The sequence below is a fragment of the Bacillus sp. 01N42_2 genome, from assembly GCF_056399565.1.
Window position 1 is genome coordinate 32,576 of sequence record NZ_JBFTRO010000012.1, and the last position, 22,656, is coordinate 55,231.

General features: G+C 45.8%; 24 protein-coding genes and 2 tRNA genes. All 26 read left to right on the forward strand.

Annotation, left to right across the window (positions count from 1 at the left end):
- Nucleotides 1–261, forward strand: coding sequence for an RNA-binding S4 domain-containing protein (locus tag AC1DN5_RS18555; RefSeq protein ID WP_007409934.1), 261 nt, complete (start codon nucleotides 1–3; stop codon nucleotides 259–261).
- 78 nt (nucleotides 262–339) lie between these two features.
- Nucleotides 340–642: a sporulation protein YabP gene (gene yabP / locus AC1DN5_RS18560; RefSeq protein WP_004264638.1), complete on the forward strand. Its 303-nt coding sequence runs from the start codon at nucleotides 340–342 to the stop codon at nucleotides 640–642.
- Nucleotides 639–1,274: a spore cortex biosynthesis protein YabQ gene (gene yabQ, locus AC1DN5_RS18565; protein ID WP_016936532.1), complete on the forward strand. Its 636-nt coding sequence runs from the start codon at nucleotides 639–641 to the stop codon at nucleotides 1,272–1,274. The genes yabP and yabQ overlap by 4 nt, the downstream gene beginning before the upstream one ends.
- 17 nt (nucleotides 1,275–1,291) lie before the next feature.
- Nucleotides 1,292–1,669: a cell division protein DivIC gene (gene divIC / locus AC1DN5_RS18570; protein ID WP_016936533.1), complete on the forward strand. Its 378-nt coding sequence runs from the start codon at nucleotides 1,292–1,294 to the stop codon at nucleotides 1,667–1,669.
- Between the two features lie 80 nt (nucleotides 1,670–1,749).
- Complete coding sequence (locus tag AC1DN5_RS18575) at nucleotides 1,750–2,136, forward strand: S1 domain-containing RNA-binding protein (protein ID WP_004264630.1); 387 nt, start codon at nucleotides 1,750–1,752, stop codon at nucleotides 2,134–2,136.
- A 158-nt stretch (nucleotides 2,137–2,294) separates the two neighbouring features.
- Nucleotides 2,295–2,371, forward strand: a tRNA-Met gene (locus tag AC1DN5_RS18580).
- Nucleotides 2,372–2,380: 9 nt separating this feature from the next.
- Nucleotides 2,381–2,452: transfer RNA gene (locus AC1DN5_RS18585), tRNA-Glu, on the forward strand.
- A 209-nt stretch (nucleotides 2,453–2,661) separates the two neighbouring features.
- Nucleotides 2,662–5,151 carry a stage II sporulation protein E gene (gene spoIIE / locus AC1DN5_RS18590; RefSeq protein ID WP_366970197.1) on the forward strand — a complete coding sequence of 830 codons (2,490 nt, stop codon included), beginning with the start codon at nucleotides 2,662–2,664 and terminating at the stop codon, nucleotides 5,149–5,151.
- Nucleotides 5,152–5,218: 67 nt separating this feature from the next.
- A complete protein-coding gene (locus tag AC1DN5_RS18595; protein WP_327813708.1) occupies nucleotides 5,219–5,956 on the forward strand; it encodes a vWA domain-containing protein in 738 nt (245 codons plus the stop codon).
- Nucleotides 5,922–6,923, forward strand: a complete 1,002-nt coding sequence (locus AC1DN5_RS18600) for a protein kinase domain-containing protein (RefSeq protein ID WP_016936536.1) — start codon at nucleotides 5,922–5,924, stop codon at nucleotides 6,921–6,923. The genes AC1DN5_RS18595 and AC1DN5_RS18600 overlap by 35 nt, the downstream gene beginning before the upstream one ends.
- A gap of 104 nt (nucleotides 6,924–7,027) precedes the next feature.
- Nucleotides 7,028–8,446 (forward strand): tRNA lysidine(34) synthetase TilS, encoded by a 1,419-nt coding sequence (gene tilS, locus AC1DN5_RS18605; RefSeq protein ID WP_029575221.1) that lies wholly within the window; start codon nucleotides 7,028–7,030, stop codon nucleotides 8,444–8,446.
- Nucleotides 8,443–8,982: a hypoxanthine phosphoribosyltransferase gene (gene hpt / locus AC1DN5_RS18610; RefSeq protein ID WP_004264611.1), complete on the forward strand. Its 540-nt coding sequence runs from the start codon at nucleotides 8,443–8,445 to the stop codon at nucleotides 8,980–8,982. Before tilS ends, hpt begins: the two co-directional genes overlap by 4 nt.
- Nucleotides 8,983–9,079: 97 nt before the next feature.
- Nucleotides 9,080–10,999: an ATP-dependent zinc metalloprotease FtsH gene (ftsH, locus tag AC1DN5_RS18615; RefSeq protein ID WP_004264608.1), complete on the forward strand. Its 1,920-nt coding sequence runs from the start codon at nucleotides 9,080–9,082 to the stop codon at nucleotides 10,997–10,999.
- Nucleotides 11,000–11,147: 148 nt separating this feature from the next.
- The gene (locus tag AC1DN5_RS18620; RefSeq protein ID WP_016936538.1) at nucleotides 11,148–11,924 is read left to right on the forward strand and encodes a type III pantothenate kinase; all 777 of its coding nucleotides are present in this window, start codon (nucleotides 11,148–11,150) and stop codon (nucleotides 11,922–11,924) included.
- Between the two features lie 10 nt (nucleotides 11,925–11,934).
- A complete protein-coding gene (gene hslO / locus AC1DN5_RS18625) occupies nucleotides 11,935–12,810 on the forward strand; it encodes an Hsp33 family molecular chaperone HslO (RefSeq protein WP_047478107.1) in 876 nt (291 codons plus the stop codon).
- 45 nt (nucleotides 12,811–12,855) lie between these two features.
- Nucleotides 12,856–13,746 (forward strand): peptidyl-prolyl cis-trans isomerase, encoded by an 891-nt coding sequence (locus tag AC1DN5_RS18630; RefSeq protein ID WP_366970196.1) that lies wholly within the window; start codon nucleotides 12,856–12,858, stop codon nucleotides 13,744–13,746.
- 75 nt (nucleotides 13,747–13,821) lie between these two features.
- Complete coding sequence (gene cysK, locus AC1DN5_RS18635) at nucleotides 13,822–14,748, forward strand: cysteine synthase A (RefSeq protein WP_366970195.1); 927 nt, start codon at nucleotides 13,822–13,824, stop codon at nucleotides 14,746–14,748.
- Nucleotides 14,749–14,917: 169 nt separating this feature from the next.
- A complete protein-coding gene (gene pabB / locus AC1DN5_RS18640) occupies nucleotides 14,918–16,330 on the forward strand; it encodes an aminodeoxychorismate synthase, component I (protein ID WP_366970194.1) in 1,413 nt (470 codons plus the stop codon).
- A gap of 15 nt (nucleotides 16,331–16,345) precedes the next feature.
- Nucleotides 16,346–16,933, forward strand: a complete 588-nt coding sequence (gene pabA / locus AC1DN5_RS18645; RefSeq protein ID WP_366970193.1) for an aminodeoxychorismate/anthranilate synthase component II — start codon at nucleotides 16,346–16,348, stop codon at nucleotides 16,931–16,933.
- Nucleotides 16,930–17,814 (forward strand): aminodeoxychorismate lyase, encoded by an 885-nt coding sequence (gene pabC, locus AC1DN5_RS18650; RefSeq protein WP_366970192.1) that lies wholly within the window; start codon nucleotides 16,930–16,932, stop codon nucleotides 17,812–17,814. Before pabA ends, pabC begins: the two co-directional genes overlap by 4 nt.
- A complete protein-coding gene (folP, locus tag AC1DN5_RS18655) occupies nucleotides 17,795–18,652 on the forward strand; it encodes a dihydropteroate synthase (RefSeq protein WP_016936544.1) in 858 nt (285 codons plus the stop codon). Before pabC ends, folP begins: the two co-directional genes overlap by 20 nt.
- Nucleotides 18,645–19,007: a dihydroneopterin aldolase gene (folB, locus tag AC1DN5_RS18660; protein WP_045926517.1), complete on the forward strand. Its 363-nt coding sequence runs from the start codon at nucleotides 18,645–18,647 to the stop codon at nucleotides 19,005–19,007. The genes folP and folB overlap by 8 nt, the downstream gene beginning before the upstream one ends.
- On the forward strand, nucleotides 19,004–19,507 hold the full coding sequence (gene folK, locus AC1DN5_RS18665) for a 2-amino-4-hydroxy-6-hydroxymethyldihydropteridine diphosphokinase (protein WP_047478118.1): 504 nt from the start codon (nucleotides 19,004–19,006) through the stop codon (nucleotides 19,505–19,507). The genes folB and folK overlap by 4 nt, the downstream gene beginning before the upstream one ends.
- Nucleotides 19,459–19,686 carry a helix-turn-helix domain-containing protein gene (locus AC1DN5_RS18670; RefSeq protein WP_016936547.1) on the forward strand — a complete coding sequence of 76 codons (228 nt, stop codon included), beginning with the start codon at nucleotides 19,459–19,461 and terminating at the stop codon, nucleotides 19,684–19,686. Before folK ends, AC1DN5_RS18670 begins: the two co-directional genes overlap by 49 nt.
- Entirely contained in the window at nucleotides 19,686–20,687 is a 1,002-nt protein-coding gene (gene dusB / locus AC1DN5_RS18675; protein WP_016936548.1) for a tRNA dihydrouridine synthase DusB, read from the forward strand. Before AC1DN5_RS18670 ends, dusB begins: the two co-directional genes overlap by 1 nt.
- A 91-nt stretch (nucleotides 20,688–20,778) precedes the next feature.
- Nucleotides 20,779–22,278: a lysine--tRNA ligase gene (lysS, locus tag AC1DN5_RS18680; RefSeq protein WP_016936549.1), complete on the forward strand. Its 1,500-nt coding sequence runs from the start codon at nucleotides 20,779–20,781 to the stop codon at nucleotides 22,276–22,278.
- Nucleotides 22,279–22,656: the final 378 nt, after the last annotated feature.

Genomic DNA, 22,656 nt, shown 5'->3' on the forward strand with positions numbered 1-22,656 from the left:
ATGAGACTTGATAAGTTTTTAAAAGTATCCAGATTAATTAAGCGCCGCACTTTGGCGAAAGAGGTCGCCGACCAGGGGAGAATCACCGTTAACGGGAATCAGGCGAAAGCCAGCTCAGACGTAAAAGCCGGCGATGAACTGACGGTTCGCTTCGGCCAAAAGCTTGTCACGGTAAAGGTAAACGAATTGAAAGAAACAACCAAAAAAGAAGAAGCCGCGGGCATGTATACAATCGTCAAAGAAGAAAAACTCGGCGAATAGGCTTGTTCTAAACAAAGCTCCCGCCTCATACAATGCAGTAATAATGCTAAAAGTATCGAGGATATGGGGGCTGAATAGATGAATTCATATTATGAGCAAAAAGGTTCTTCTTCTGTTCCGGAACAGCATGATGTGACGATGAAAGGGAGAAAGCATTTAGACATTTCGGGCGTCAAGCATGTAGAAAGTTTTGACAACGAAGAGTTTTTGCTGGAAACGGTTATGGGAATGCTTTCCGTCAGAGGCGAGAACCTGCAGATGAAAAACCTTGATGTGGAAAAAGGGATTGTATCTATAAAGGGCAGGGTGTTTGACCTTGTATATTTAGACGAGCAGCAAGGGGATAAAGCTAAAGGGTTTTTTAGCAAGTTGTTTAAATGACGCTGACGACCCAATTTTATACGATGCTGGCAATGACCGGTATGGGCGCCTGGCTCGGAGCGTCGCTTGATACATACAGGCTGTTTGTCAGCCGCGCCAAAACGGCCAGATGGCTGTTATTCATTCATGACCTTCTTTTTTGGATTGTACAAGGTCTGCTGTTTTTCTATGTGCTGCTCAACGTGAATGAAGGTGAACTCAGGATATACATTTTCTTGGCTGTCTTACTGGGAATTGCGACGTACCAAAGCCTGTTTAAACGAATGTATATAAAAATACTGAAATTCGCCATCCATCTTGCGGTATCTCTTTACCAATTCGCAAAAAAGCTCATTCAGCATGTGCTGTTCCGTCCGGTGGTTCTGCTTTTTAAGCTGCTCATCGGACTGATCACGTTTATTTCTTTATACTCCTATCGGGTGAGCGCCTTTTTTGTGAAGTGTCTTTTTAAGATCGTAACGTTTTTGCTGCATCCGCTGTTCTTCCTGTTGAAACAATTATTGAAACTTCTTCCTGAAAAGTGGCGTCTTACTTTCAAACGATATTTTCAAAAAAGTGCAGGATTTTTACAAAAGAGCAAGAAACTAATCATAACAATCAGATCGACCATGATACGTATTTTGAAAAGATGAAAGGAGGACCGTCTGGTTTGAATCTATCTAGAGAACGTACAATAACTGAAATTCAAAACGACTATAAAGAGCAGGTTGAGCGGCAATCCCAGCTTATGAAAAGAAGGCGGAAAGGGCTTTTCAGACGGTTGATCGTATTCGGCGCCCTTGTGTTGTTGACGGCTATTGTCTTAGCGGGTTCTCTGTGGTCACAGACCTCTTCCCTTAGCGCAAACGAAGAAAAGAAAGCTCAGCTGGAAAAACAAGTGAAAGAATTGGACGCGAAACAGGCTGATTTAAAAGATGAAATTTCCAAATTAAAGGATGAGGATTACGTCACAGAGCTTGCCAGAAGAGACTTGTTTATGTCAGGAAATGGTGAGATTCTCTTTAATGTAGAAAAGAAGAGCAAGTAGCCTTGTTGACACTTAAAATTTTATTTAGGTATAATTAAACAAACGATCTTTTTATAAGCCTAAGGAGGAGCACTTTTTTTATGTCGATTGAAGTTGGCAGCAAGTTGCAAGGGAAAATAACAGGTATTACAAATTTCGGAGCATTTGTTGAATTGCCTGGAGGCTCAACCGGTCTCGTTCATATCAGTGAGGTAGCCGATAATTATGTGAAAGACATTAACGAGCATTTAAAAGTCGGCGATCAAGTTGAAGTGAAAGTCATCAACGTTGAAAAAGACGGGAAAATTGGTTTATCAATTAAAAAAGCTAAAGACCGTCCGCAAGCCAGACCTAGAAATGATTTCCGTCCGAAAGAATCTTTTGAACAGAAAATGAACAAGTTTCTTAAAGATAGCGAAGACCGCTTATCATCTTTAAAACGAAACACGGAATCAAAACGTGGAGGGCGCGGAGCAAGAAGAGGATAACTTGCTGCTTTCTATAAATACATTGGAGCATCCGTCTATCCCGCGGGTGCTTTTTTTTGTAAACATCCATGTAGTCAGAAAATTAAAACTTCAAAGTTTCTGTTGACGGAATGAAGAAACCTTTGTATTATATAACTTGTGCTTATAAGCACTTATATGGCGGTGTAGCTCAGCTGGCTAGAGCGTACGGTTCATACCCGTGAGGTCGGGGGTTCGATCCCCTCCGCCGCTACCATATATTTTTGGCCCGTTGGTCAAGCGGTTAAGACACCGCCCTTTCACGGCGGTAACACGGGTTCGAATCCCGTACGGGTCATCAAGCAAATCGGCTTCTGTTGCAGAAGCCGATTTTTTCATATTTAGACAACTTTTTGAGAAATGTCGGAGGAAATAAGAAAGGAAAGGGGAACAAGGGAGAAAGCGTCGAAGAGTTCTTTGGAATCGTTACCTTCTTTTGACAAAATCCTATCTGTGCTTTCATTTATAATGACAAGCAACGAATAAAACAGGTGGGGGATGAGAGCAATGGAAAAAGCGGAAAGAAGAGTGAACGGGCCGTTGGCGGGACAAGCTCTGGAAAAACTGCAATCGTTTTTTGAAAAGGCTGCAAAGCTTGCGGTTCATCAGGCGCATTCATTTTTTTTCTATAAGGGTTTCATTTATGTCGTGATCGGTTTTCTGCTTGGACGGGCTTTTATATTATCTGAGGTTCTTCCGTTTGCGCTGCCGTTTTTCGGGGCGATGCTTTTGATCAGAAGAGATAAAGCCTTCTATGCTTGTCTGTCATTGCTTGCAGGCGCGTTAACCATTTCGCCGAAACACTCTTTGCTGATTCTCACAGCTTTAGCCGTCTTTACTCTATTTTCAAAAATCGGTACATATATCATGCAGGACCGGGTGAAGATGCTGCCGATCGTAGTATTTTTCTCTATGGCTGCCGCGAGAATCGGTTTTGTATATATTGATAGCGGCGCTTTTACCACTTATGACTATGTGATGGCTGTTGTCGAGGCTGGCTTGGCCTTTATTTTGACGCTGATCTTTTTGCAAAGTCTGCCGATCTTCACGATCAAAAAAGTGAAACAATCATTAAAAATAGAAGAAATCATCTGTTTTATGATCTTGATCGCATCCGTTTTAACCGGTCTTGCAGGCGTTTCGTTTCAGGGAATGCAGGCCGAACACATACTGGCCCGTTATGTCGTTCTGAGTTTTTCCTTTGTCGGCGGAGCAAGCATCGGCTGTACTGTCGGTGTTGTGACCGGGCTGATTCTCGGGCTTGCGAATATCGGCAATCTCTATCAAATGAGTCTGCTTGCGTTTTCCGGGCTTCTTGGCGGACTGCTGAAGGAAGGCAAGAAAGCCGGCGCCGCAGTCGGATTGGTGATCGGCTCACTGCTGATATCATTATATGGAGAAGGGTCTGCCGGGTTAATGACCACCCTTTACGAATCTTTGATTGCCGTTGCCTTGTTTTTAATTACGCCCCAGTCGATTACGAAAAAGGTGGCGCGATACATACCGGGCACTGCTGAGCACAGTCAGGAACAGCAGCAGTACGCGAGAAAAATCAGAGATGTCACTGCCCAGAAAGTAGATCAGTTCTCCAATGTGTTTCATGCCTTGTCGGAGAGCTTCGCCACCTTTCATCAGACGTCTTCCGATGAGCAGGCTGAAGAAGGGGAAGTGGATCTCTTTTTAAGCAAAATCACCGAGCATTCCTGCCAATCCTGTTATAAGAAAAGCAAATGCTGGGTTCAAAACTTTGATAAAACATATGATTTAATGAAACAAGTTATGCATGAAACAGAGGAAAAACAGTATGCCTCAAACCGCAGATTAAAAAAGGAGTTTCAGCAGCACTGTTCCAAATCCAGACAGGTGGAAGAGCTGATTGAAGACGAACTTGCCCATCATCACGCCCATCTGACCCTGAAGAGAAAAGTTCAGGACAGCAGAAGGCTTGTTGCCGAGCAGCTGTTGGGGGTTTCTGAGGTCATGGCGGACTTTTCTCGGGAAATAAAACGGGAGAGGGAGCAGCATTTTATTCAGGAAGAACAAATGATAGAGGCGCTTCAGCATTTCGGAATCGAGATTCAGCATGTCGAGATATACAGCTTGGAGCAGGGCAATATTGATATTGAAATGACAATCCCGTTCAGCGGCGGGCATGGCGAGAGTGAGAAAATTATCGCTCCGATGCTGTCTGACATTCTTGAGGAGCAGATACTTGTCAAAAGCGAACAGCACTCGGCTCATCCGAATGGCTACAGCCATGTCGCGTTCGGTTCGACCAAGTCTTACCGGGTATCGACAGGCGCGGCTCACGCGGCAAAAGGAGGGGGCCTTGTCTCCGGCGACAGCTACAGCATGATGGAACTGGGGGCGAGAAAGTATGCGGCCGCGATCAGCGACGGCATGGGCAATGGGGCGAGGGCCCATTATGAGAGCAATGAAACGATTAAACTTCTCGAAAAAATTCTCGAATCGGGGATTGATGAAAAAATCGCGATCAAAACGATCAACAGCATTCTGTCTTTACGGACGACAGATGAAATCTACTCAACTCTCGATCTTTCTATCATTGATCTTCAGGATGCAAGCTGTAAATTCTTGAAGGTCGGTTCTACGCCGAGTTTTATCAAGCGGGGAGATCAAGTCATGAAAGTTCAGGCCAGCAATCTGCCGATCGGCATCATCAATGAATTTGATGTGGAGGTCGTAAGTGAACAGCTGAAAGCGGGAGATCTGCTCGTCATGATGAGTGACGGTATTTTTGAAGGGCCGAAGCACGTAGAGAACCACGACCTGTGGATGAAACGGAAAATGAAAGGGCTGAAAACCGAAGACCCGCAGGAAATCGCTGATATATTAATGGAAGAGGTCATCAGAACACGTGCGGGCCAAATCGAAGACGATATGACGGTCGTTGTCGTCCGGATTGACCACAATACACCGAAATGGGCATCCATACCGGTGCCGGCGGTTTTCCAAAATAATAAGGAGATTTCTTAATCCTTTCGTATAAATCACATTCCTTCTGGCGAAGATGGGACTAATCGTATCACCGGGAGGAATGAATGTGAATAAGGGACATTTAAATCAAGTTCTGCTGATTACAGATGGCTGCTCCAATCATGGTGAAGACCCGATCGCAATGGCGGCTTTCGCCAAGGAGCAGGGGATTACGGTGAATGTTATAGGAATTATGGAAGAAAACGCGATTGACCAAGAGGCAATGAAGGAAGTTGAAGGGATCGCCATGGCCGGAGGCGGCGTCCATCAAGTTGTGTATGCGTCTCAATTGTCTCAAACGGTTCAAATGGTGACAAAAAAAGCAATGACCCAGACACTTCAAGGTGTCGTCAATCAAGAGCTTAAACACATTTTAGGGAAAAACGTTGAAATGGAAGAACTTTCTCCGGAAAAACGCGGCGAAGTGATGGAAGTGGTTGATGAACTCGGCGAAACGGTTCATCTGCAAGTGCTTGTGCTGGTTGATACGAGTGCGAGTATGGCGCCGAAACTGCCGACGGTGAAAGAAGCGCTGATTGATCTTTCCATCAGTTTAAATTCCCGGGCCGGTCACAATGAATTTGCCATGTGTATATTTCCCGGGAAAAGCCAGGAAGTTGAGCTTGTGCTGAATTGGACGCCGAAGCTTGAATCGCTTTCCGCTCTCTTTGCGAAGCTGTCAACCGGCGGTATCACCCCTACGGGTCCTGCTATCCGGGAAGCGGCACAGCAGTTTGAAAGAATCCGCTCAAGAAGGAGCATGTTGGCAGATGATGAACGACGCTTTAACGAGTTTGGCATGTAGTCTGGCACCGGGAACGGAAATCCGTGGCAAGTGGAACGGCAAATCCTACAGATTGCTCAAGCAGCTTGGCAAAGGGGCTAACGGTATTGTATATCTGGCAGAAGCATCAGGGGGACATGTCGCTTTGAAAATAAGCAGCGACAGCATGTCTGTTACCTCTGAAGTGAATGTCTTAAAATCCTTTTCAAAGGCCCGGTCGCAAACGATGGGGCCTTCTTTTTTTGATGCGGATGATGCCTTTATACCGCAACTGAATAAAAATGTCTCTTTTTACGTGATGGAGTACATAGAAGGGCCGCTTCTTCCGCAATATATCAGCAGTAAGGGAACGGAGTGGATTCCGGTGCTGATGGTGCAGCTTCTTTCCAGTCTGTCTGTCCTTCATCAGCAAGGGTGGGTCTTTGGCGACCTCAAGCCGGAAAACCTCATTGTAACCGGACCTCCGGCTGCCATTCGCTGCATTGATGTAGGGGGAACGACAAAACAGGGGCGCGCGATTAAAGAGTATACGGAGTTTTACGACAGGGGCTATTGGGGGTATGGAACAAGAAAAGCGGAACCATCCTATGACCTGTTTGCTGCAGCCATGATCATGATCCACTGTGTTCAGAAGAAAGAGTGCAAAAAGACAGGACAGCCGAAAGAACAGCTTCGTTCTATTATTGAAGGCCACCCGTTTTTGAATAAGTATAAGAAGGTTCTGTTTTCTGCTTTAAACGGGCAATATCCGTCTGCTGAAGCGATGAAACATGACATCCTGACGGCGGGGCAGAGCACGGGGGGCAAAAGGAAAACCGCCGCCAAGCCTAAGGCGCAGCAGGCGAAACCGCGGCAGGGCACTGTTTCTCAGACGCGGTATAAACCAAAACAAAAGCCCGCAAAACACAATGGTTTGTTTGAAACAACACTTATTCTAATCAGCGTTCTCGCCCTTTATTTCGCTTACATCGTCTTTTTTCTCATCTAATGCCGGCCGGACGCCGATGTTCATGCTTCTTCTTTGCTTGGAGGGAATGAAAGTGATAGGATATGTATATCTTTAAAAAACCTGCTCATCGTGAGGGGGACATTGTGAAAAGCGTGGAAGATTTTTTCAAAACATATCATCTTCAGGCGGAGGGAGAAACGATTATAGCCGGAGTCTCCGGAGGCCCTGATTCAATGGCGCTTCTCAGCATGCTGAATAAGCACTTCGGGCATTCCTCCGTTATCATTGCGGCGCATGTCGACCATCAGTTCAGAGGACCTGAATCTGAAGAAGATATGAAGTTTGTGCAGTCATATTGCGAGGCGGAACACATCCTTTGCGAAGCGGTACAGATTGATGTTTCCGCATATGCAAGGAAGAATAAGCTGAACAAGCAGGCTGCCGCGCGTGATTGCAGATATCAGTTTTTTAAAGAGCTGATGGCAAAACACCAAGCAAAGTTTTTAGCGCTGGCTCACCATGGCGACGACCAAGTTGAGACAATGCTCATGAGGCTTGCGAAAGGTACGCTCGGGGCGGGGCTTGCGGGAATGCAGCCTGTCCGCGAATTCGCATCCGGCCTGCTGATCAGACCTTTCCTTTATACGGCAAAAGATGAAATTCTTGAATACTGCCGTCAAGAAGGGCTGTCCTACAGAACGGATGAGAGCAACACAAAAGACGATTATACAAGAAACAGATTCAGAAAGACCGTGCTTCCTTTTTTAAAACAAGAATCACCTGACGTTCATAAAATGTTTCAAAAGGTGAGTGAAGCACTGACAGAAGACGAACAATACTTGCAGTCATTAACGAAAGAACGAATGAATAAGGTTATTACAAGCAAGTCTGACACATCAGTTGAAGTCAATTCCTCTCAATTGCTTGCCCTTCCGATACCTTTACAAAGAAGAGGAGTTCAACTAATATTAAACTATCTTTATGAAAACGTTCCATCGTCGTTTTCCGCCCGCCATATCCAGCAGTTTCTTGAATGGGCAGAAAACGGAAGCGCCTCAGGAGTGCTTGATTTTCCGAAAGGGCTGAAGGTGGTCAAATCATATCAGACATGTTTGTTTACATTTGAACAATGGCAGTGTGAAAAGATTCCCTTTGAGCTGCAGCTGCAAGGAGCAGAAGGTGAGACTGCTGTTCTGCCCAACGGCTTTATGATAGAGGTGGCCGATCAGGCCGACCCTCATATCAAAAATGGGAATGCTGTTTTTATAACAAGCAGAAATAAGGTGCAATTTCCTTTAACAATCCGGACGAGAAAAATCGGCGACCGGATCAAACTTAAAGGGATGAATGGCTCGAAAAAGGTAAAAGATATATTTATTGATCATAAACTGCCTCTGCGTGATCGGGACGAATGGCCGATTGTAACGGATGCGAGCGGTGAAATTATCTGGCTGCCTGGCTTGAAAAAATCCATCTTTGACAATCTTGTGATTTCAAACAGTGACCGCATTGTATTACAATATAGACAGCATGAAAAGTGTAGGGGGCAAGCATTAACATGAAACAAGATATCGAAAAAGTGCTGATTTCAGAAGATGAGATCCAGCAGAAAGTAAAACAGCTTGGAGAACAATTAACAAGCGAGTACAGCGACACGTTTCCGTTGGCAATCGGTGTGTTAAAGGGAGCGCTCCCTTTTATGGCTGATCTTATAAAGCATATTGATACATATTTGGAAATGGACTTCATGGATGTATCAAGCTACGGAAATTCCACGGTTTCTTCCGGAGAAGTCAAAATCATCAAAGATTTGGATACATCTGTAGAAGGCCGGGACATCTTAATCATTGAAGATATTATCGACAGTGGGTTAACCTTGAGCTATCTCGTAGAACTCTTCCGATATCGTAAAGCGAAATCAATTAAGATTGTTACCCTGTTGGATAAACCAAGCGGAAGAAAAGCGGACATTAAAGCAGACTTCGTAGGCTTTGAAGTTCCTGACGCGTTTGTTGTGGGTTACGGACTTGATTATGCCGAACGCTATCGCAATCTGCCTTACATCGGAGTGTTGAAACCGGCGATTTATGAAAGCTGATCGGCTGCCTGCTTCCGAGATGGTTATCGGTTGTATTGGAATGATTTTCTATGGTACTATTGAACATAGTTGTGCTTACTGTGGGAGGAGGTAAGGAATGAATCGGGTCTTCCGTAATACCATTTTTTATTTACTTATTTTATTAGTAGTAATCGGGGTTGTGAGTTACTTCCAGACTTCAAACCCGAAAACAGAAAATATGTCGTACAGTACGTTTATCAAGAACCTCGATGAAGGGAAAGTTGATAGCGTATCGGTTCAGCCTGTCAGAGGTGTTTATGAGGTAAAAGGACAGCTGAAAAAATACGACAAAGACCAGTACTTTTTAACACATGTTCCTGAAGGAAAAGGAGCAGACCAGATATTTGACGCAATTAAAAAGACGGACGTAAAAGTTGATCCCGCACAGGAAACAAGCGGGTGGGTGACGTTCTTAACGACGATCATTCCGTTTGTCATCATCTTTATTCTGTTTTTCTTCCTGCTCAATCAGGCTCAGGGCGGCGGAAGCCGTGTCATGAACTTCGGAAAGAGCAAAGCGAAGCTGTATACGGAAGAAAAGAAACGCGTGAAGTTTAAAGATGTAGCCGGCGCGGATGAGGAGAAGCAGGAGCTTGTTGAGGTTGTTGAGTTTCTGAAAGATCCCCGCAAATTCGCCGAGCTTGGCGCCAGAATTCCTAAAGGCGTGCTGCTGGTCGGACCTCCGGGAACCGGTAAGACATTGCTTGCGAGAGCCTCAGCCGGTGAAGCTGGCGTTCCTTTCTTCAGCATCAGCGGATCTGACTTCGTTGAAATGTTTGTCGGTGTCGGTGCTTCCCGTGTGCGTGATTTATTCGAAAATGCGAAAAAGAATGCGCCTTGCCTGATCTTCATTGATGAGATCGACGCGGTAGGACGTCAGCGCGGCGCCGGTCTTGGCGGCGGGCATGATGAACGCGAACAGACGCTGAACCAGCTGCTTGTTGAGATGGACGGTTTCAGTGCGAATGAAGGAATCATTATTATCGCTGCGACAAACCGTGCGGACATTCTTGACCCTGCATTGCTCCGTCCGGGACGTTTTGACCGTCAGATTACGGTAGACCGTCCGGATGTCATCGGCCGTGAAGCCGTATTGCAGGTCCATGCGAGAAACAAACCGCTTGATGAGACGGTGAACTTAAAAGCAATCGCTTCAAGAACACCTGGTTTCTCAGGCGCAGATTTAGAAAACCTTCTTAACGAAGCGGCACTCGTTGCTGCCCGTCAAAACAAGAAGAAAATTGATATGCGCGACATTGATGAAGCAACGGACCGTGTTATTGCGGGTCCTGCGAAGAAGAGCCGCGTCATCTCGAAAAAAGAACGCAATATCGTGGCATACCACGAGGGCGGTCACACCGTTATCGGACTTGTGCTGGATGAAGCCGATATGGTTCATAAAGTAACGATCGTTCCGAGGGGGCAGGCAGGCGGATACGCGGTCATGCTTCCGAGAGAAGACCGCTACTTCCAGACAAAGCCTGAGCTTCTCGACAAAATTGTCGGTCTTCTGGGCGGACGCGTTGCCGAAGAAATTATTTTCGGCGAAGTCAGCACCGGGGCTCACAATGACTTCCAGCGGGCAACGAACATTGCCAGAAGAATGGTGACGGAGTTCGGTATGTCAGAAAAACTCGGACCGCTCCAGTTCGGTCAATCTCAAGGCGGTCAAGTATTCCTGGGCCGGGATTTCAACAACGAGCAAAACTACAGTGATCAGATCGCTTACGAAATCGATCAGGAAATTCAGCGCATCATTAAAGAATGTTATGAGCGTGCGAAAACCATCCTGACTGAAAATCGCGATAAGCTTGAATTGATTGCTCAGACATTGCTAGACGTGGAAACATTAGATGCGGAACAAATCAAGCATCTCGTGGATCATGGAAAACTCCCAGAGCGCAATTTCTCAGATGACCATCTTCAAAAAGACGATGTGAAAGTAAACATTCTGTCTAAAACAGAAGACGAAAAGAAAGACGAACCGAAAGAATAGTTCGTTTTCCGATATGAAAACCGCCGGCTTATACCGGCGGTTTTTTTACTGGTTCCGTTTTGTTTACAAAAGAGCCGCAGATCGTGTATGGTATTGTAGAATGTTGAAAAAGTTATGATTAGAAACTATTCAAAAGTGGTGATAGAGGTTGTTACTGGTTATAGATGTGGGGAACACCAACACCGTGATTGGTGTATATCATGATGGTGAATTAGAATATCATTGGCGTGTAGAAACGAGCAGACACAAAACAGAAGACGAATTCGGCATGCTGCTCCGCTCCTTATTTGAACATTCCGGACTCATGTTTGAACAGATCGAAGGAATTATCATCTCATCCGTGGTGCCGCCGATTATGTTCTCTTTAGAAAGAATGTGCACAAAATACTTTCACATCGAGCCGCAGGTTGTCGGCCCGGGGATGAAAACAGGTTTAAATATAAAATATGACAATCCGAAAGAAGTGGGAGCAGACAGGATTGTCAATGCCGTTGCGGCGATTCATCAGTATGGCGGCCCCTTAATTGTCGTTGACTTCGGAACGGCGACGACGTATTGCTACATTGATGAAAACAAACAATATATGGGCGGCGCGATAGCTCCCGGCATTACGATTTCAACGGAAGCGCTGTACTCGCGCGCGGCCAAGCTTCCGAGAATTGAAATCGCCCGACCGGACAATATCATCGGCAAAAACACGGTAAGCGCCATGCAGTCCGGCATCCTTTTCGGCTATGTCGGACAAGTTGAAGGCATTGTCAAGCGGATGAAATGGCAGGCCAAACAAGAACCGAAAGTCATTGCGACAGGCGGTCTTGCCTCATTAATCGCAAATGAATCAGACTGTATTGATGTTGTTGACCCGTTTCTTACTTTAAAAGGGCTGGAAATCATTTATGAGCGAAATCGCGTGGGTCACGTATAGGAGGTAAACGATGGATTATTTAATTAAAGCAATTGCATATGACGGTAAAGTTCGGGCTTATGCAGCCAGAACGACTGATATGGTAAATGAAGCGCAAAGAAGGCATGACACATGGCCGACGGCATCAGCCGCAATCGGCCGGACGATGACAGCGTCTCTGATGCTCGGAGCGATGATGAAGGGTGAAGATAAGCTGACCGTCAAAATAGAAGGCGGCGGGCCGATCGGCGCCATCATCGCAGATGCGAATGCAAAGGGCGAAGTCAGAGCATACGTATCAAATCCGCACGTTCACTTTGACCTCAATGAGCAGGGAAAACTGGATGTGAGACGGGCGGTAGGAACGGATGGAACACTTAGTGTCGTAAAAGATTTAGGCTTGCGTGATTATTTTACGGGACAAGTAGAAATTGTCTCAGGTGAACTCGGTGACGACTTCACATACTACCTTGTTTCTTCTGAACAAGTCCCTTCATCTGTCGGTGTAGGAGTGCTTGTGAATCCTGATAACACGATTCTCGCTTCCGGCGGGTTCATTATTCAGCTTCTTCCGGGGACTGATGAAGAAACCATTTCAACAATTGAAAAGCAATTATCTCAAATCGAACCGATTTCAAAATTGATTCAAAAAGGCCTGACGCCGGAAGAAATTTTAGAAGAAGTACTGGGCCAGAAACCGGACATACTTGAGACTATGCCGGTTAAATTTCACTGTTCTTGTTCTAAAGATCGTTTCGAAGCAGCCATTTTAGGACTAGGCAAAAAAGAAATACAAGATATGATAGAAGAAGACGGAAAAGCCGAAGCGGTTTGCCATTTTTGTAATGAGAAATATTTATTTACAAAAGAAGAACTGGAAGAGCTTCGTGACGAAACAACCCGCTAGCTCTTTAGCGGGTTGTTCTATTTTAAAAAAGGGATGGGGTAGATTTTGAAACCGAGAACACTTTTGACGATTATTGTAGCGGCGCTGTTAGTATGCAGCGTGGCAGTCGCGTATAAGTTAACAAAATCCCAAGCTGCAGGGTCATCTGAAGAATCCATCGCGACAATCGGTGATAAACATATCACGCGGCAGGACTGGATGAAAAAGATGGAAGACCAATACGGAAAATCAACCTTGGAAGACATGATTAATACACAAGTAGTGGAAGAGCTTGCGAAAAAGAATAAACTCACAGTTTCAAACAGCGAATTGGAACGTGAATTTCTTTTAATCAAAGCGGTGAATAATTCATTTTATGAAGACGATCATATTACGGAAAACGAATGGAAAGACCAGATCCGCTACAACATTCTTCTTGAGGAACTGCTGACGAAGGACATCGATATATCGGATAAGGAAATGCAATCATTTTATAATAAAAATAAAGAACTGTATCAATTTGATGATTCTTACAGAATCCGGCACATCGTCGTCAAAAGCAAAGGAGAAGCGGACAGGGTGCTTGCTGATTTGAAAGGCGGTTCCAGCTTTGAAGCCGTCGCCGCAGAGCGTTCCACTGACAGATACACGTCTCAGTATGGCGGAGACCTCGGCTTTGTCACGGAAAACCAGGAGAATATCCCGCAGGCATATATCACAGAAGCCAAAAATCTCAAAGAAAATGAATGGTCCGCTGAACCGATTAAAGTTTCTTCAGGATACGCCGTCATTCAGCTGAAAGAAAAGCTTAAGGCGAGAACTTTCTCATATAATGAAGTGAAGAGCCAAATCAGACGTCAGATCGCGATGGATCAATTAGGTGATAAGGCGACAGTCAAAACGCTGTGGAAAGAGGCGGGAGTCTCTTGGTTCTACGGGGAAAAAAGAACTAAATGATTGACAAAAAATTTTGAAATTGATAACTTATATTTATAATACCAATAAATTTAGTCGGAAATTGAGGTGTCCAACATGGTGCGTATTGCAAATTCTATTACTGAACTAATCGGAAATACTCCTATTGTGAAATTGAATCGCCTGACGGATGAAAACAGCGCAGATGTATATCTGAAGCTTGAATACATGAATCCGGGCAGCAGCGTAAAAGACCGTATCGGAGCAGCGATGATTGAAGCGGCTGAAAAAGAAGGCAAATTAAAAGCCGGCGACACAATCATTGAACCGACAAGCGGAAATACAGGAATCGGTCTTGCGATGGTGGCAGCGGCAAAAGGTCTCAGAGCCATTCTCGTTATGCCTGATACGATGAGCATGGAGCGACGCAATCTGCTGCGCGCATACGGAGCAGAGCTTGTGCTGACTCCCGGCGCAGAAGGAATGAAGGGCGCCATTAAAAAGGCGGAGGAGCTTGCAGAGGAACACGGTTATTTTGTGCCTCAGCAATTCAACAATGCGGCAAACCCGGAAATTCACCGCCAAACGACTGGGAAAGAAATTGTCGAACAGTTTGGAGACGAACAGCTTGATGCGTTCGTGGCCGGTATCGGGACGGGCGGAACCATCACAGGAGCGGGTGAAGTGCTGAAAGAAGCATATCCATCCATCAAAATCTATGCGGTAGAGCCGGCGGATTCTCCAGTTCTTTCTGGCGGAAAACCGGGTCCGCATAAAATCCAGGGTATCGGAGCGGGTTTTGTCCCTGAAACATTGAATACAGACATCTATGATCAGATCATTCCCGTCAAAAATGAGGATGCATTTGAATATGCCCGTAAAACGGCAAAAGAAGAAGGGATTCTCGGCGGTATTTCTTCCGGAGCGGCCATTTACGCGGCGCTGGAAATCGCGAAAAAACTGGGTAAAGGCAAGAAAGTGCTTGCGATCATCCCTAGTAATGGAGAACGTTACTTAAGCACCCCGCTTTATCAGTTTGAATAGAGACATACACACGGCTCCCGGCTGTATCCGGGAGTTTTTTTTTGTGCCTGAAGCATCGAAAATCCAAAAAACGTTTCGAATTTTATGGTTGGAAGAGAAATTCACTTTTTTCACCAGTATGATTGCTTTAAAATAAAACTACAGAAAAACGAAGCAGAGGATTGATAAGATGGCACAACGCAGACCGGCAGGAAGAAAGATACCTTTTACGAAGCAAGCATTTTTACAGCAATATGAGAACCTTTCGAAATCGAGAAAACGGCATGTTCTGCTCGAAAGCGCGAGAGGGGGAAGATTCAGTATAGCCGGTCTAGATCCGATTGCGTCCGTCAGAGGGAAAGACGGAATCACAACGATCAAGCATGAAGGGGAAACACTGTTTAAAGAAGGTGACCCGCTGCGGGCTTTTCATGATTGGTTTGAGACGCTTGGGACGGAAACAAACGATGAGTTCCCGGATTTTCAAGGCGGCGCGATTGGATTTATCAGTTACGACTATGCCCGATACATTGAGAATTTTAAAATGCTGTCTTTAGATGATTTGGAAACACCTGATATATACTTTCTCGTTTTTGATGATGTGGCCGTTTTCGACCATGAGGCTGAGGCGTTATGGCTCATTACCCATACCGAAGCGGAAGAAGCGGAGCTTGCGGAAGCAAAGCTGTCCGGATTAGAGGATATGTGGCGCTCCCGTCAAACGCGGGACGAGCCTTTTTCTCCGCTGAGCCGGGAAGGAGACGGATCGTATGCCGCTCCGTTCACTGAAGAAGGATTTTCACAGGCCGTAGAACAAATTAAGCAATATATCGCGAGCGGCGATGTATTTCAGGTTAATCTGTCCATCAGGCAATCCCAATCTTTATCCGTTCACCCGTATGAGGTGTATAAACATTTGAGAAACGTCAACCCGTCTCCTTACATGGCTTATCTTGAGACACCGGGTTTTCAAGTGATATGCGGGTCGCCGGAGCTATTGGTGACGAAAAAGGGGAAGAAGCTTGAAACAAGACCGATCGCGGGTACGCGTTCAAGAGGAAAAGACGATGCAGAAGACAAGGCGCTGGCTGATGAATTAATTCACAACGAGAAAGAACGTGCGGAACACGTCATGCTTGTTGATCTGGAGCGCAATGATCTCGGCCGCGTATCGCGCTACGGCTCCGTGCGGGTTAACGAGTTTATGGCGATCGAAAAATATTCGCACGTCATGCATATCGTGTCAAATGTACAGGGGGAGCTGCAGGACGGATATGACGCGACAGACATTATTCATGCGGTTTTCCCGGGTGGCACCATCACCGGAGCACCCAAAGTGAGAACGATGGAAATTATAGAAGAGCTTGAGCCGACAAGACGGGGGCTTTATACTGGATCTATAGGCTGGTTCGGCTTCAACGGAGATTTGCAATTTAACATTGTGATCCGGACGATCTATGCAGCCGGCGGACATGCTTTTATGCAGTCCGGAGCAGGAGTGGTCATTGACTCGGTTCCGAAGCACGAATACAAGGAATCGTTCAAAAAAGCTTTTGCCATGAAAAAGGCGTTAGAGCTGAGCGAAGAAGAGACAAAAAATTAGATGAGGTGAGCAGAGATGATTTTAATGATTGACAATTATGATTCATTTACGTACAACTTGGTTCAATATTTGGGCGAGCTTGGAGAGGAACTGATCGTCAGACGGAATGACGGGATTACGATTGAAGAGATAGAAGAGCTGGCGCCGGATTTCTTGATGATTTCACCTGGGCCGTGCAGTCCGGATGAAGCGGGAATCAGCCTCGAGGCCATCAAACATTTTGCCGGCAGCATTCCTATTTTCGGCGTATGTCTCGGACATCAGGCGATCGCACAAGTGTTCGGAGGAGATGTCGTCAGAGCGGAGCGGCTCATGCACGGCAAAACGTCAGACATTATGCATGACGGACAGACGATTTTTAAAGGCCTGCAAAATCCGCTGGTCGCCACCCGGTACCACTCGCTTATTGTCAAAGCGGACACATTGCCTGACTGCTTTACGGTATCCGCTCAAACCAAAGAAGGAGAAATTATGGCAATCCGCCATAATGAGCTGCCTGTTGAAGGTGTTCAGTTCCATCCGGAATCCATCATGACCTCCTTCGGCAAAGAGATGCTCAGAAACTTTATTGAGACACACCGTAAGAAGGAAGTGACGGTGTGATTATATATTTGAATGGTCAATATATAGAGGAGAAAGAAGCGGCGCTTTCTCCTTTTGACCATGGTTATCTGTACGGGATCGGCGCGTTTGAGACGTTCAGGCTTTATAACGGCCGGCCGTTTTTGCCGGATGCGCATGTCGCCAGGCTCAACAGGGCGCTTCGGGATTTGCGGATTGCGTATGAGGTGAATAAACAGGAGCTGCTTGATATGCTTGCAAGCCTGTTGCACCTCAATGACATCAAGGACGGCAGCGCGCGTGTCCGGCTTAACGTCTCGGCAGGCGTCAGCGATAAAGGATTTACTGCCCAGACTTATGACAAGCCGACCGTCCTTTGTTTCGTCAGCCGGCTTAATCCGGAAGCTTTGCCTCTTGAAAAAGAAGGCAAACTTCTCTCTGTCCGGAGAAATACGCCTGAAGGATCTTTTCGGTTAAAATCCCATCACTATTTAAACAATATGTATGCTAAACAAGAAATCGGCAATGATCCGAATCTTGAAGGGATTTTCCTGACCCGAGAAGGAGATGTCGCGGAAGGCATTGTCTCCAATGTGTTTTGGCGAAAAGGAGACAAGGTCTTTACGCCATCCTTGGATACAGGCATTCTCGACGGGGTAACGAGGCAGTTTGTCATTGATGAATTGAAACGGCAGGGGACAGAGATTGCCGAAGGCCGATTCCGTTTTCAATCAATGCTTGAAGCGGATGAAGCATGGATGACAAACTCCGTGCTTGAAATTATCCCGTTTTCTAAAATAGAGGAAGTGCCGCTGCCCGGAGTGAGCGGAAAAACGGTGCAATTGCTCCGTAAGCAGTATCAGCAGGAAATAAACAAAATGAATGTAAAGGAGGAGGAACAAAATGGCGCAGCAAACGATTGAACAGCCTAAACTGATTCATACAAAAAAAGGCGCTTTGTCCTATAAAGAGAAGACACTCGTTATGGGAATTTTAAATGTAACGCCAGACTCCTTCTCTGACGGCGGAAAATACGACAGTACGGAAAGAGCGCTTCTGCATGCGGCGAAGATGGCTGAAGAAGGAGCGCATATCATAGATATCGGCGGCGAATCGACAAGGCCCGGCGCATCACTCGTGTCGGCTGATGAAGAACTGTCGCGTGTAATCCCCGCCATAGAACGGATCACAAGCGAACTGGACGTTCCGATTTCAATTGATACGTACAAAGCGTCCGTGGCAGACGAAGCGGTGAAAGCGGGCGCCTCTATCATCAATGATATCTGGGGGGCGAAAGGTGACCCTGACATGGCGCCGGTAGCAGCCAAACACGGAGTTCCGATTATCTTAATGCATAATCGAAAAGAAAGAAATTATAACGATCTTATTCCTGATATGCTTGCAGACTTAATGGAAAGCGTAAAAATTGCCGCGGATGCCGGCGTTTCAGATGAAAATATGATTCTGGATCCGGGGATCGGCTTTGCGAAAAACTATGAGGACAATCTGGCTGTCATGAACAAGCTGGAAGTATTCAGCGGGTTAGGTTATCCGCTGCTCCTGGCGACATCAAGAAAAAGATTCATCGGCCATGTGCTTGACCTCCCTCCTGAGGAACGTGCAGAGGGGACAGGGGCGACAGTATGCCTTGGCGTTCAGAAAGGCTGCGACATTGTGAGGGTGCATGATGTTAAAGAGATCGCAAGAATGACGAAGATGATGGATGCTATGTTGAACAAAGGAGGCGCGCATTATGGATAAAGTATATGTAGAAGGTATGGAGTTTTACGGATATCACGGTGTGTTCGAAGAAGAAAACAAACTCGGCCAGCGTTTCAAAGTAGACCTGACTGCCGAACTGGACTTGAGCAAAGCGGGACAAACAGATGACCTTTCTTACACTATTAACTATGCGGAGCTGTACAGCGTCTGCCGCGGCATCGTTGAGGGCGAGCCCGTCAATTTGGTCGAGACGCTTGCGGAGCGGATCGCAGACACCGTTCTTAAGAAATTTGAGCCGGTGCGGCAATGTACGGTAAAGGTTGTTAAGCCTGATCCGCCGATTCCCGGTCATTATAAATCAGTAGCCATAGAAATGACGAGAACGAAATCATGAACAACACGGCATATATCGGTCTCGGGTCCAACATGGGCGACCGTGAACGTTACTTGCGGCGCGCAGTGGCCATGCTCAGCCGGCATGATGGCGTGACGGTGTCGAAGGTGTCCTCCATATATGAAACAGATCCCGTGGGTTATGAAGATCAAGATCAGTTTCTCAATATGGCCGTTGAAGTGAAGACGTCATTGACTCCTTTCGAACTTCTTGACGTGACGCAGAGCATTGAAGCTGAATTAGGCAGAACGAGAGAAATCCGCTGGGGGCCGCGAACGGCAGACCTTGACATTTTGCTGTATAATCGTGAAAATATTGAAACAGAGCGGCTGATTGTTCCGCATCCGAGAATGTACGAGCGCTTATTTGTCCTAGCGCCGTTAAAAGAAATTTGTCCGCATGCGGATCATATCACGATAAGCGATGAAACAAACCAAGAAGGTGTAAGCGTATGGAAGCAGAAATCTGGGGTAGACGAATTCGTGCATTCAGAAAGCTGAAGGGGTATACTCAAGAAGGGTTTGCAAAAGCGATAGGTATTTCAGTTTCCATTCTCGGCGAGATTGAACGCGGAAACCGTTTGCCGTCAGCTTCGATCATTCGTGACGCTGCTGATGCTTTAAATATAAGCGCGGAGGAATTGGCTCCGCCTGAAAATGCAGGAAAGGAGGACGAATAGTGTTTAAAATCGGTGATATTGAGTTAAAAAACAGAGTGGTTCTTGCTCCGATGGCCGGAGTCTGCAACGCCGCATTCCGTCTTACCGTTAAAGAATTCGGAGCGGGACTCGTATGTGCGGAAATGGTCAGTGACAAAGCCATTCTGTACAACAACGCGAAAACAATGGGAATGCTCTACATCGAGGAGAGAGAAAAACCTCTCAGCCTGCAGATTTTCGGAGGGAAGAAAGAAACCCTTGTAGAAGCGGCTAAGTTTGTCGATCAAAATACGACGGCTGATATTATTGATATTAACATGGGATGCCCTGTGCCGAAGATTACAAAATGCGACGCGGGAGCAAAATGGCTTCTCGATCCGAATAAAATTTATGAAATGGTATCCGCAGTAGTAGATGCTGTTGATAAGCCCGTCACAGTGAAGATGAGAATGGGCTGGGATGAAGATCACATTTATGCCGTGAAAAACGCCCAGGCTGTTGAACGTGCCGGCGGAAAAGCTGTTGCGATGCACGGACGCACAAGAGTGCAAATGTATGAAGGCACTGCGAACTGGGATATCATTAAAGAAGTAAAGCAATCCGTCTCTATTCCTGTCATCGGAAACGGCGATGTCAAAACGCCTCAGGATGCGAAACGCATGCTCGAGGAAACCGGTGTTGACGGCGTCATGATCGGCCGTGCCGCACTCGGCAACCCGTGGATGATTTACCGTACGGTTCAGTACCTTGAAACTGGTGAGTTAAAAGACGAACCGAAAGTCCGTGAAAAAATGTCAGTATGCAAACTGCACCTTGACCGCCTGATTAACTTAAAAGGTGAAAAGGTAGCGGTAAGAGAAATGAGAAAGCACGCTGCATGGTATTTGAAAGGCGTAAAAGGCAATGCGAATGTTCGCAATGAAATCAATCAATGTGAGACAAGAGAAGAGTTTGTACAGCTTTTAGATGCATTTACGGTTGAAGTTGAGACGAAAGAACTTCAAAACGCAAAAGTAGGATAATACTCACCTCTATTTGCTGCTCACTGCTAGTTTTGTGCTGGCAGTTTTTCTGCTTTTTTCATGAAACAATATCTGTAATGGAGTGATAACAATGAGTCAAGAAGAGCAAAATCATGAGGAATTGAACGACCAGCTGCAAGTCAGACGCGATAAAATGAACCAGCTGAGAGAAAACGGCATTGATCCTTTCGGCGAACGCTTCGAGAGAACACATCAATCTCAGCAGATCATTGACGCCTACCAAGAGCTTTCTAAAGAAGAACTGGAAGAAAAAGCGATTGAAGTTACCATTGCAGGCCGTATGATGACAAAGCGCGGAAAAGGAAAAGCCGGCTTTGCCCATCTGCAGGACTTAGAGGGTCAAATTCAAATTTACGTAAGAAAAGACAGTGTCGGCGAAGAACAATATGAAATCTTTAAATCTTCAGACCTCGGAGACGTTATCGGCATCACCGGGAAAGTTTTCAAAACAAACGTAGGCGAGTTGTCTGTCAAAGCGACATCTTTTGAATTGCTGACAAAAGCACTGCGTCCTCTTCCTGATAAATATCATGGATTAAAAGATGTTGAACAGCGTTACCGTCAGCGTTATCTTGACCTGATCGTAAACCCTGACAGCAAACAAACGTTTATCACACGCAGCAAAATCATCCAAGCGATGAGAAGATACTTAGATGACCATGGATACTTAGAAGTCGAAACACCTACAATGCACAGCATACCGGGAGGGGCATCTGCGCGCCCGTTCATCACGCATCATAATGCGCTGGATATGCCACTTTATATGCGTATTGCGATTGAGCTTCATCTGAAACGCCTGATTGTCGGCGGGCTGGAAAAAGTCTACGAAATCGGACGCGTGTTCCGTAATGAAGGTGTTTCTACACGCCACAACCCTGAATTCACGATGATCGAACTGTATGAAGCGTACGCTGATTATAAGGACATTATGAGCCTGACGGAAAACCTCGTTGCACATATTGCGCAGGAAGTGCTGGGAAGCACCACAATCCAGTACGGTGAAGAGCAGATTGATCTGAAACCTGAATGGAAACGACTCCATATGGTAGATGCGGTCAAAGAAGCTACAGGCGTAGATTTCTGGAATGAGATGACTGTTGAAGAAGCCCGCGGCCATGCAAAAGAACATGGTATCGAGATCACAAACTCAATGACGGTGGGCCATATCATCAATGAATTCTTCGAACAAAAAATTGAAGAAACACTCATTCAGCCTACATTTATTTACGGCCACCCTGTAGAGATTTCGCCTCTTGCTAAGAAAAATCCTGAGGATCCGCGCTTTACAGACCGTTTTGAACTGTTTATCGTCGGCCGTGAGCACGCTAACGCATTTACGGAGCTGAATGACCCTATCGACCAAAGAGAACGTTTTGAAGCGCAATTAAAAGAAAGAGAAGAAGGAAACGATGAAGCGCATATGATGGATGAAGACTTCGTTGAAGCTCTTGAGTACGGCATGCCGCCGACCGGAGGATTAGGTATCGGCATCGACCGCCTTGTCATGCTGTTAACAAATGCTCCGTCTATCAGAGACGTTTTATTATTCCCTCAAATGAGACATCGCTAATAAAAGGAAAGGCGCCGTTTCTGCATATCGCAGCACGGCGCTTTTTTATAAACAAGCCGTTCATAAAGCTTTTTTGATTTTCTTTTAAAAAACTATTGCACTATTATTTGTGAGGTGGTATATTATTATTCGTTGCCGCTAAACAAGGCGCTGACGAAAAAAGAAATTTAAAAAGTTATTGACTTCAAGAGATTGATAAGATATAATAATAAAGTCGCTTGAACGAAAGACAAAATGATCTTTGAAAACTAAACAAGACAAAACGTACCTGTTAATTCAAAGTTTTAAATAAATCGCACAGCGATGTGCGTAGTCAGTCAAACTACTTTATCGGAGAGTTTGATCCTGGCTCAGGACGAACGCTGGCGGCGTGCCTAA

Excerpts from the sequence above, each read along its gene's own strand:
- folK (WP_047478118.1), top strand. The coding sequence starts at position 19,004 with ATGAACAACACGGCATATATCGGTCTCGGGTCCAACATGGGCGACCGT.
- hslO (WP_047478107.1), top strand. The coding sequence starts at position 11,935 with ATGGATTATTTAATTAAAGCAATTGCATATGACGGTAAAGTTCGGGCT.
- AC1DN5_RS18555 (WP_007409934.1), top strand. The coding sequence starts at position 1 with ATGAGACTTGATAAGTTTTTAAAAGTATCCAGATTAATTAAGCGCCGC.
- pabA (WP_366970193.1), top strand. The coding sequence starts at position 16,346 with ATGATTTTAATGATTGACAATTATGATTCATTTACGTACAACTTGGTT.
- AC1DN5_RS18575 (WP_004264630.1), top strand. The coding sequence starts at position 1,750 with ATGTCGATTGAAGTTGGCAGCAAGTTGCAAGGGAAAATAACAGGTATT.
- pabB (WP_366970194.1), top strand. The coding sequence starts at position 14,918 with ATGGCACAACGCAGACCGGCAGGAAGAAAGATACCTTTTACGAAGCAA.
- hpt (WP_004264611.1), top strand. The coding sequence starts at position 8,443 with ATGAAACAAGATATCGAAAAAGTGCTGATTTCAGAAGATGAGATCCAG.
- yabQ (WP_016936532.1), top strand. The coding sequence starts at position 639 with ATGACGCTGACGACCCAATTTTATACGATGCTGGCAATGACCGGTATG.
- AC1DN5_RS18670 (WP_016936547.1), top strand. The coding sequence starts at position 19,459 with ATGGAAGCAGAAATCTGGGGTAGACGAATTCGTGCATTCAGAAAGCTG.
- yabP (WP_004264638.1), top strand. The coding sequence starts at position 340 with ATGAATTCATATTATGAGCAAAAAGGTTCTTCTTCTGTTCCGGAACAG.
- folP (WP_016936544.1), top strand. The coding sequence starts at position 17,795 with ATGGCGCAGCAAACGATTGAACAGCCTAAACTGATTCATACAAAAAAA.
- ftsH (WP_004264608.1), top strand. The coding sequence starts at position 9,080 with ATGAATCGGGTCTTCCGTAATACCATTTTTTATTTACTTATTTTATTA.
- spoIIE (WP_366970197.1), top strand. The coding sequence starts at position 2,662 with ATGGAAAAAGCGGAAAGAAGAGTGAACGGGCCGTTGGCGGGACAAGCT.
- lysS (WP_016936549.1), top strand. The coding sequence starts at position 20,779 with ATGAGTCAAGAAGAGCAAAATCATGAGGAATTGAACGACCAGCTGCAA.
- cysK (WP_366970195.1), top strand. The coding sequence starts at position 13,822 with ATGGTGCGTATTGCAAATTCTATTACTGAACTAATCGGAAATACTCCT.
- AC1DN5_RS18600 (WP_016936536.1), top strand. The coding sequence starts at position 5,922 with ATGATGAACGACGCTTTAACGAGTTTGGCATGTAGTCTGGCACCGGGA.
- folB (WP_045926517.1), top strand. The coding sequence starts at position 18,645 with ATGGATAAAGTATATGTAGAAGGTATGGAGTTTTACGGATATCACGGT.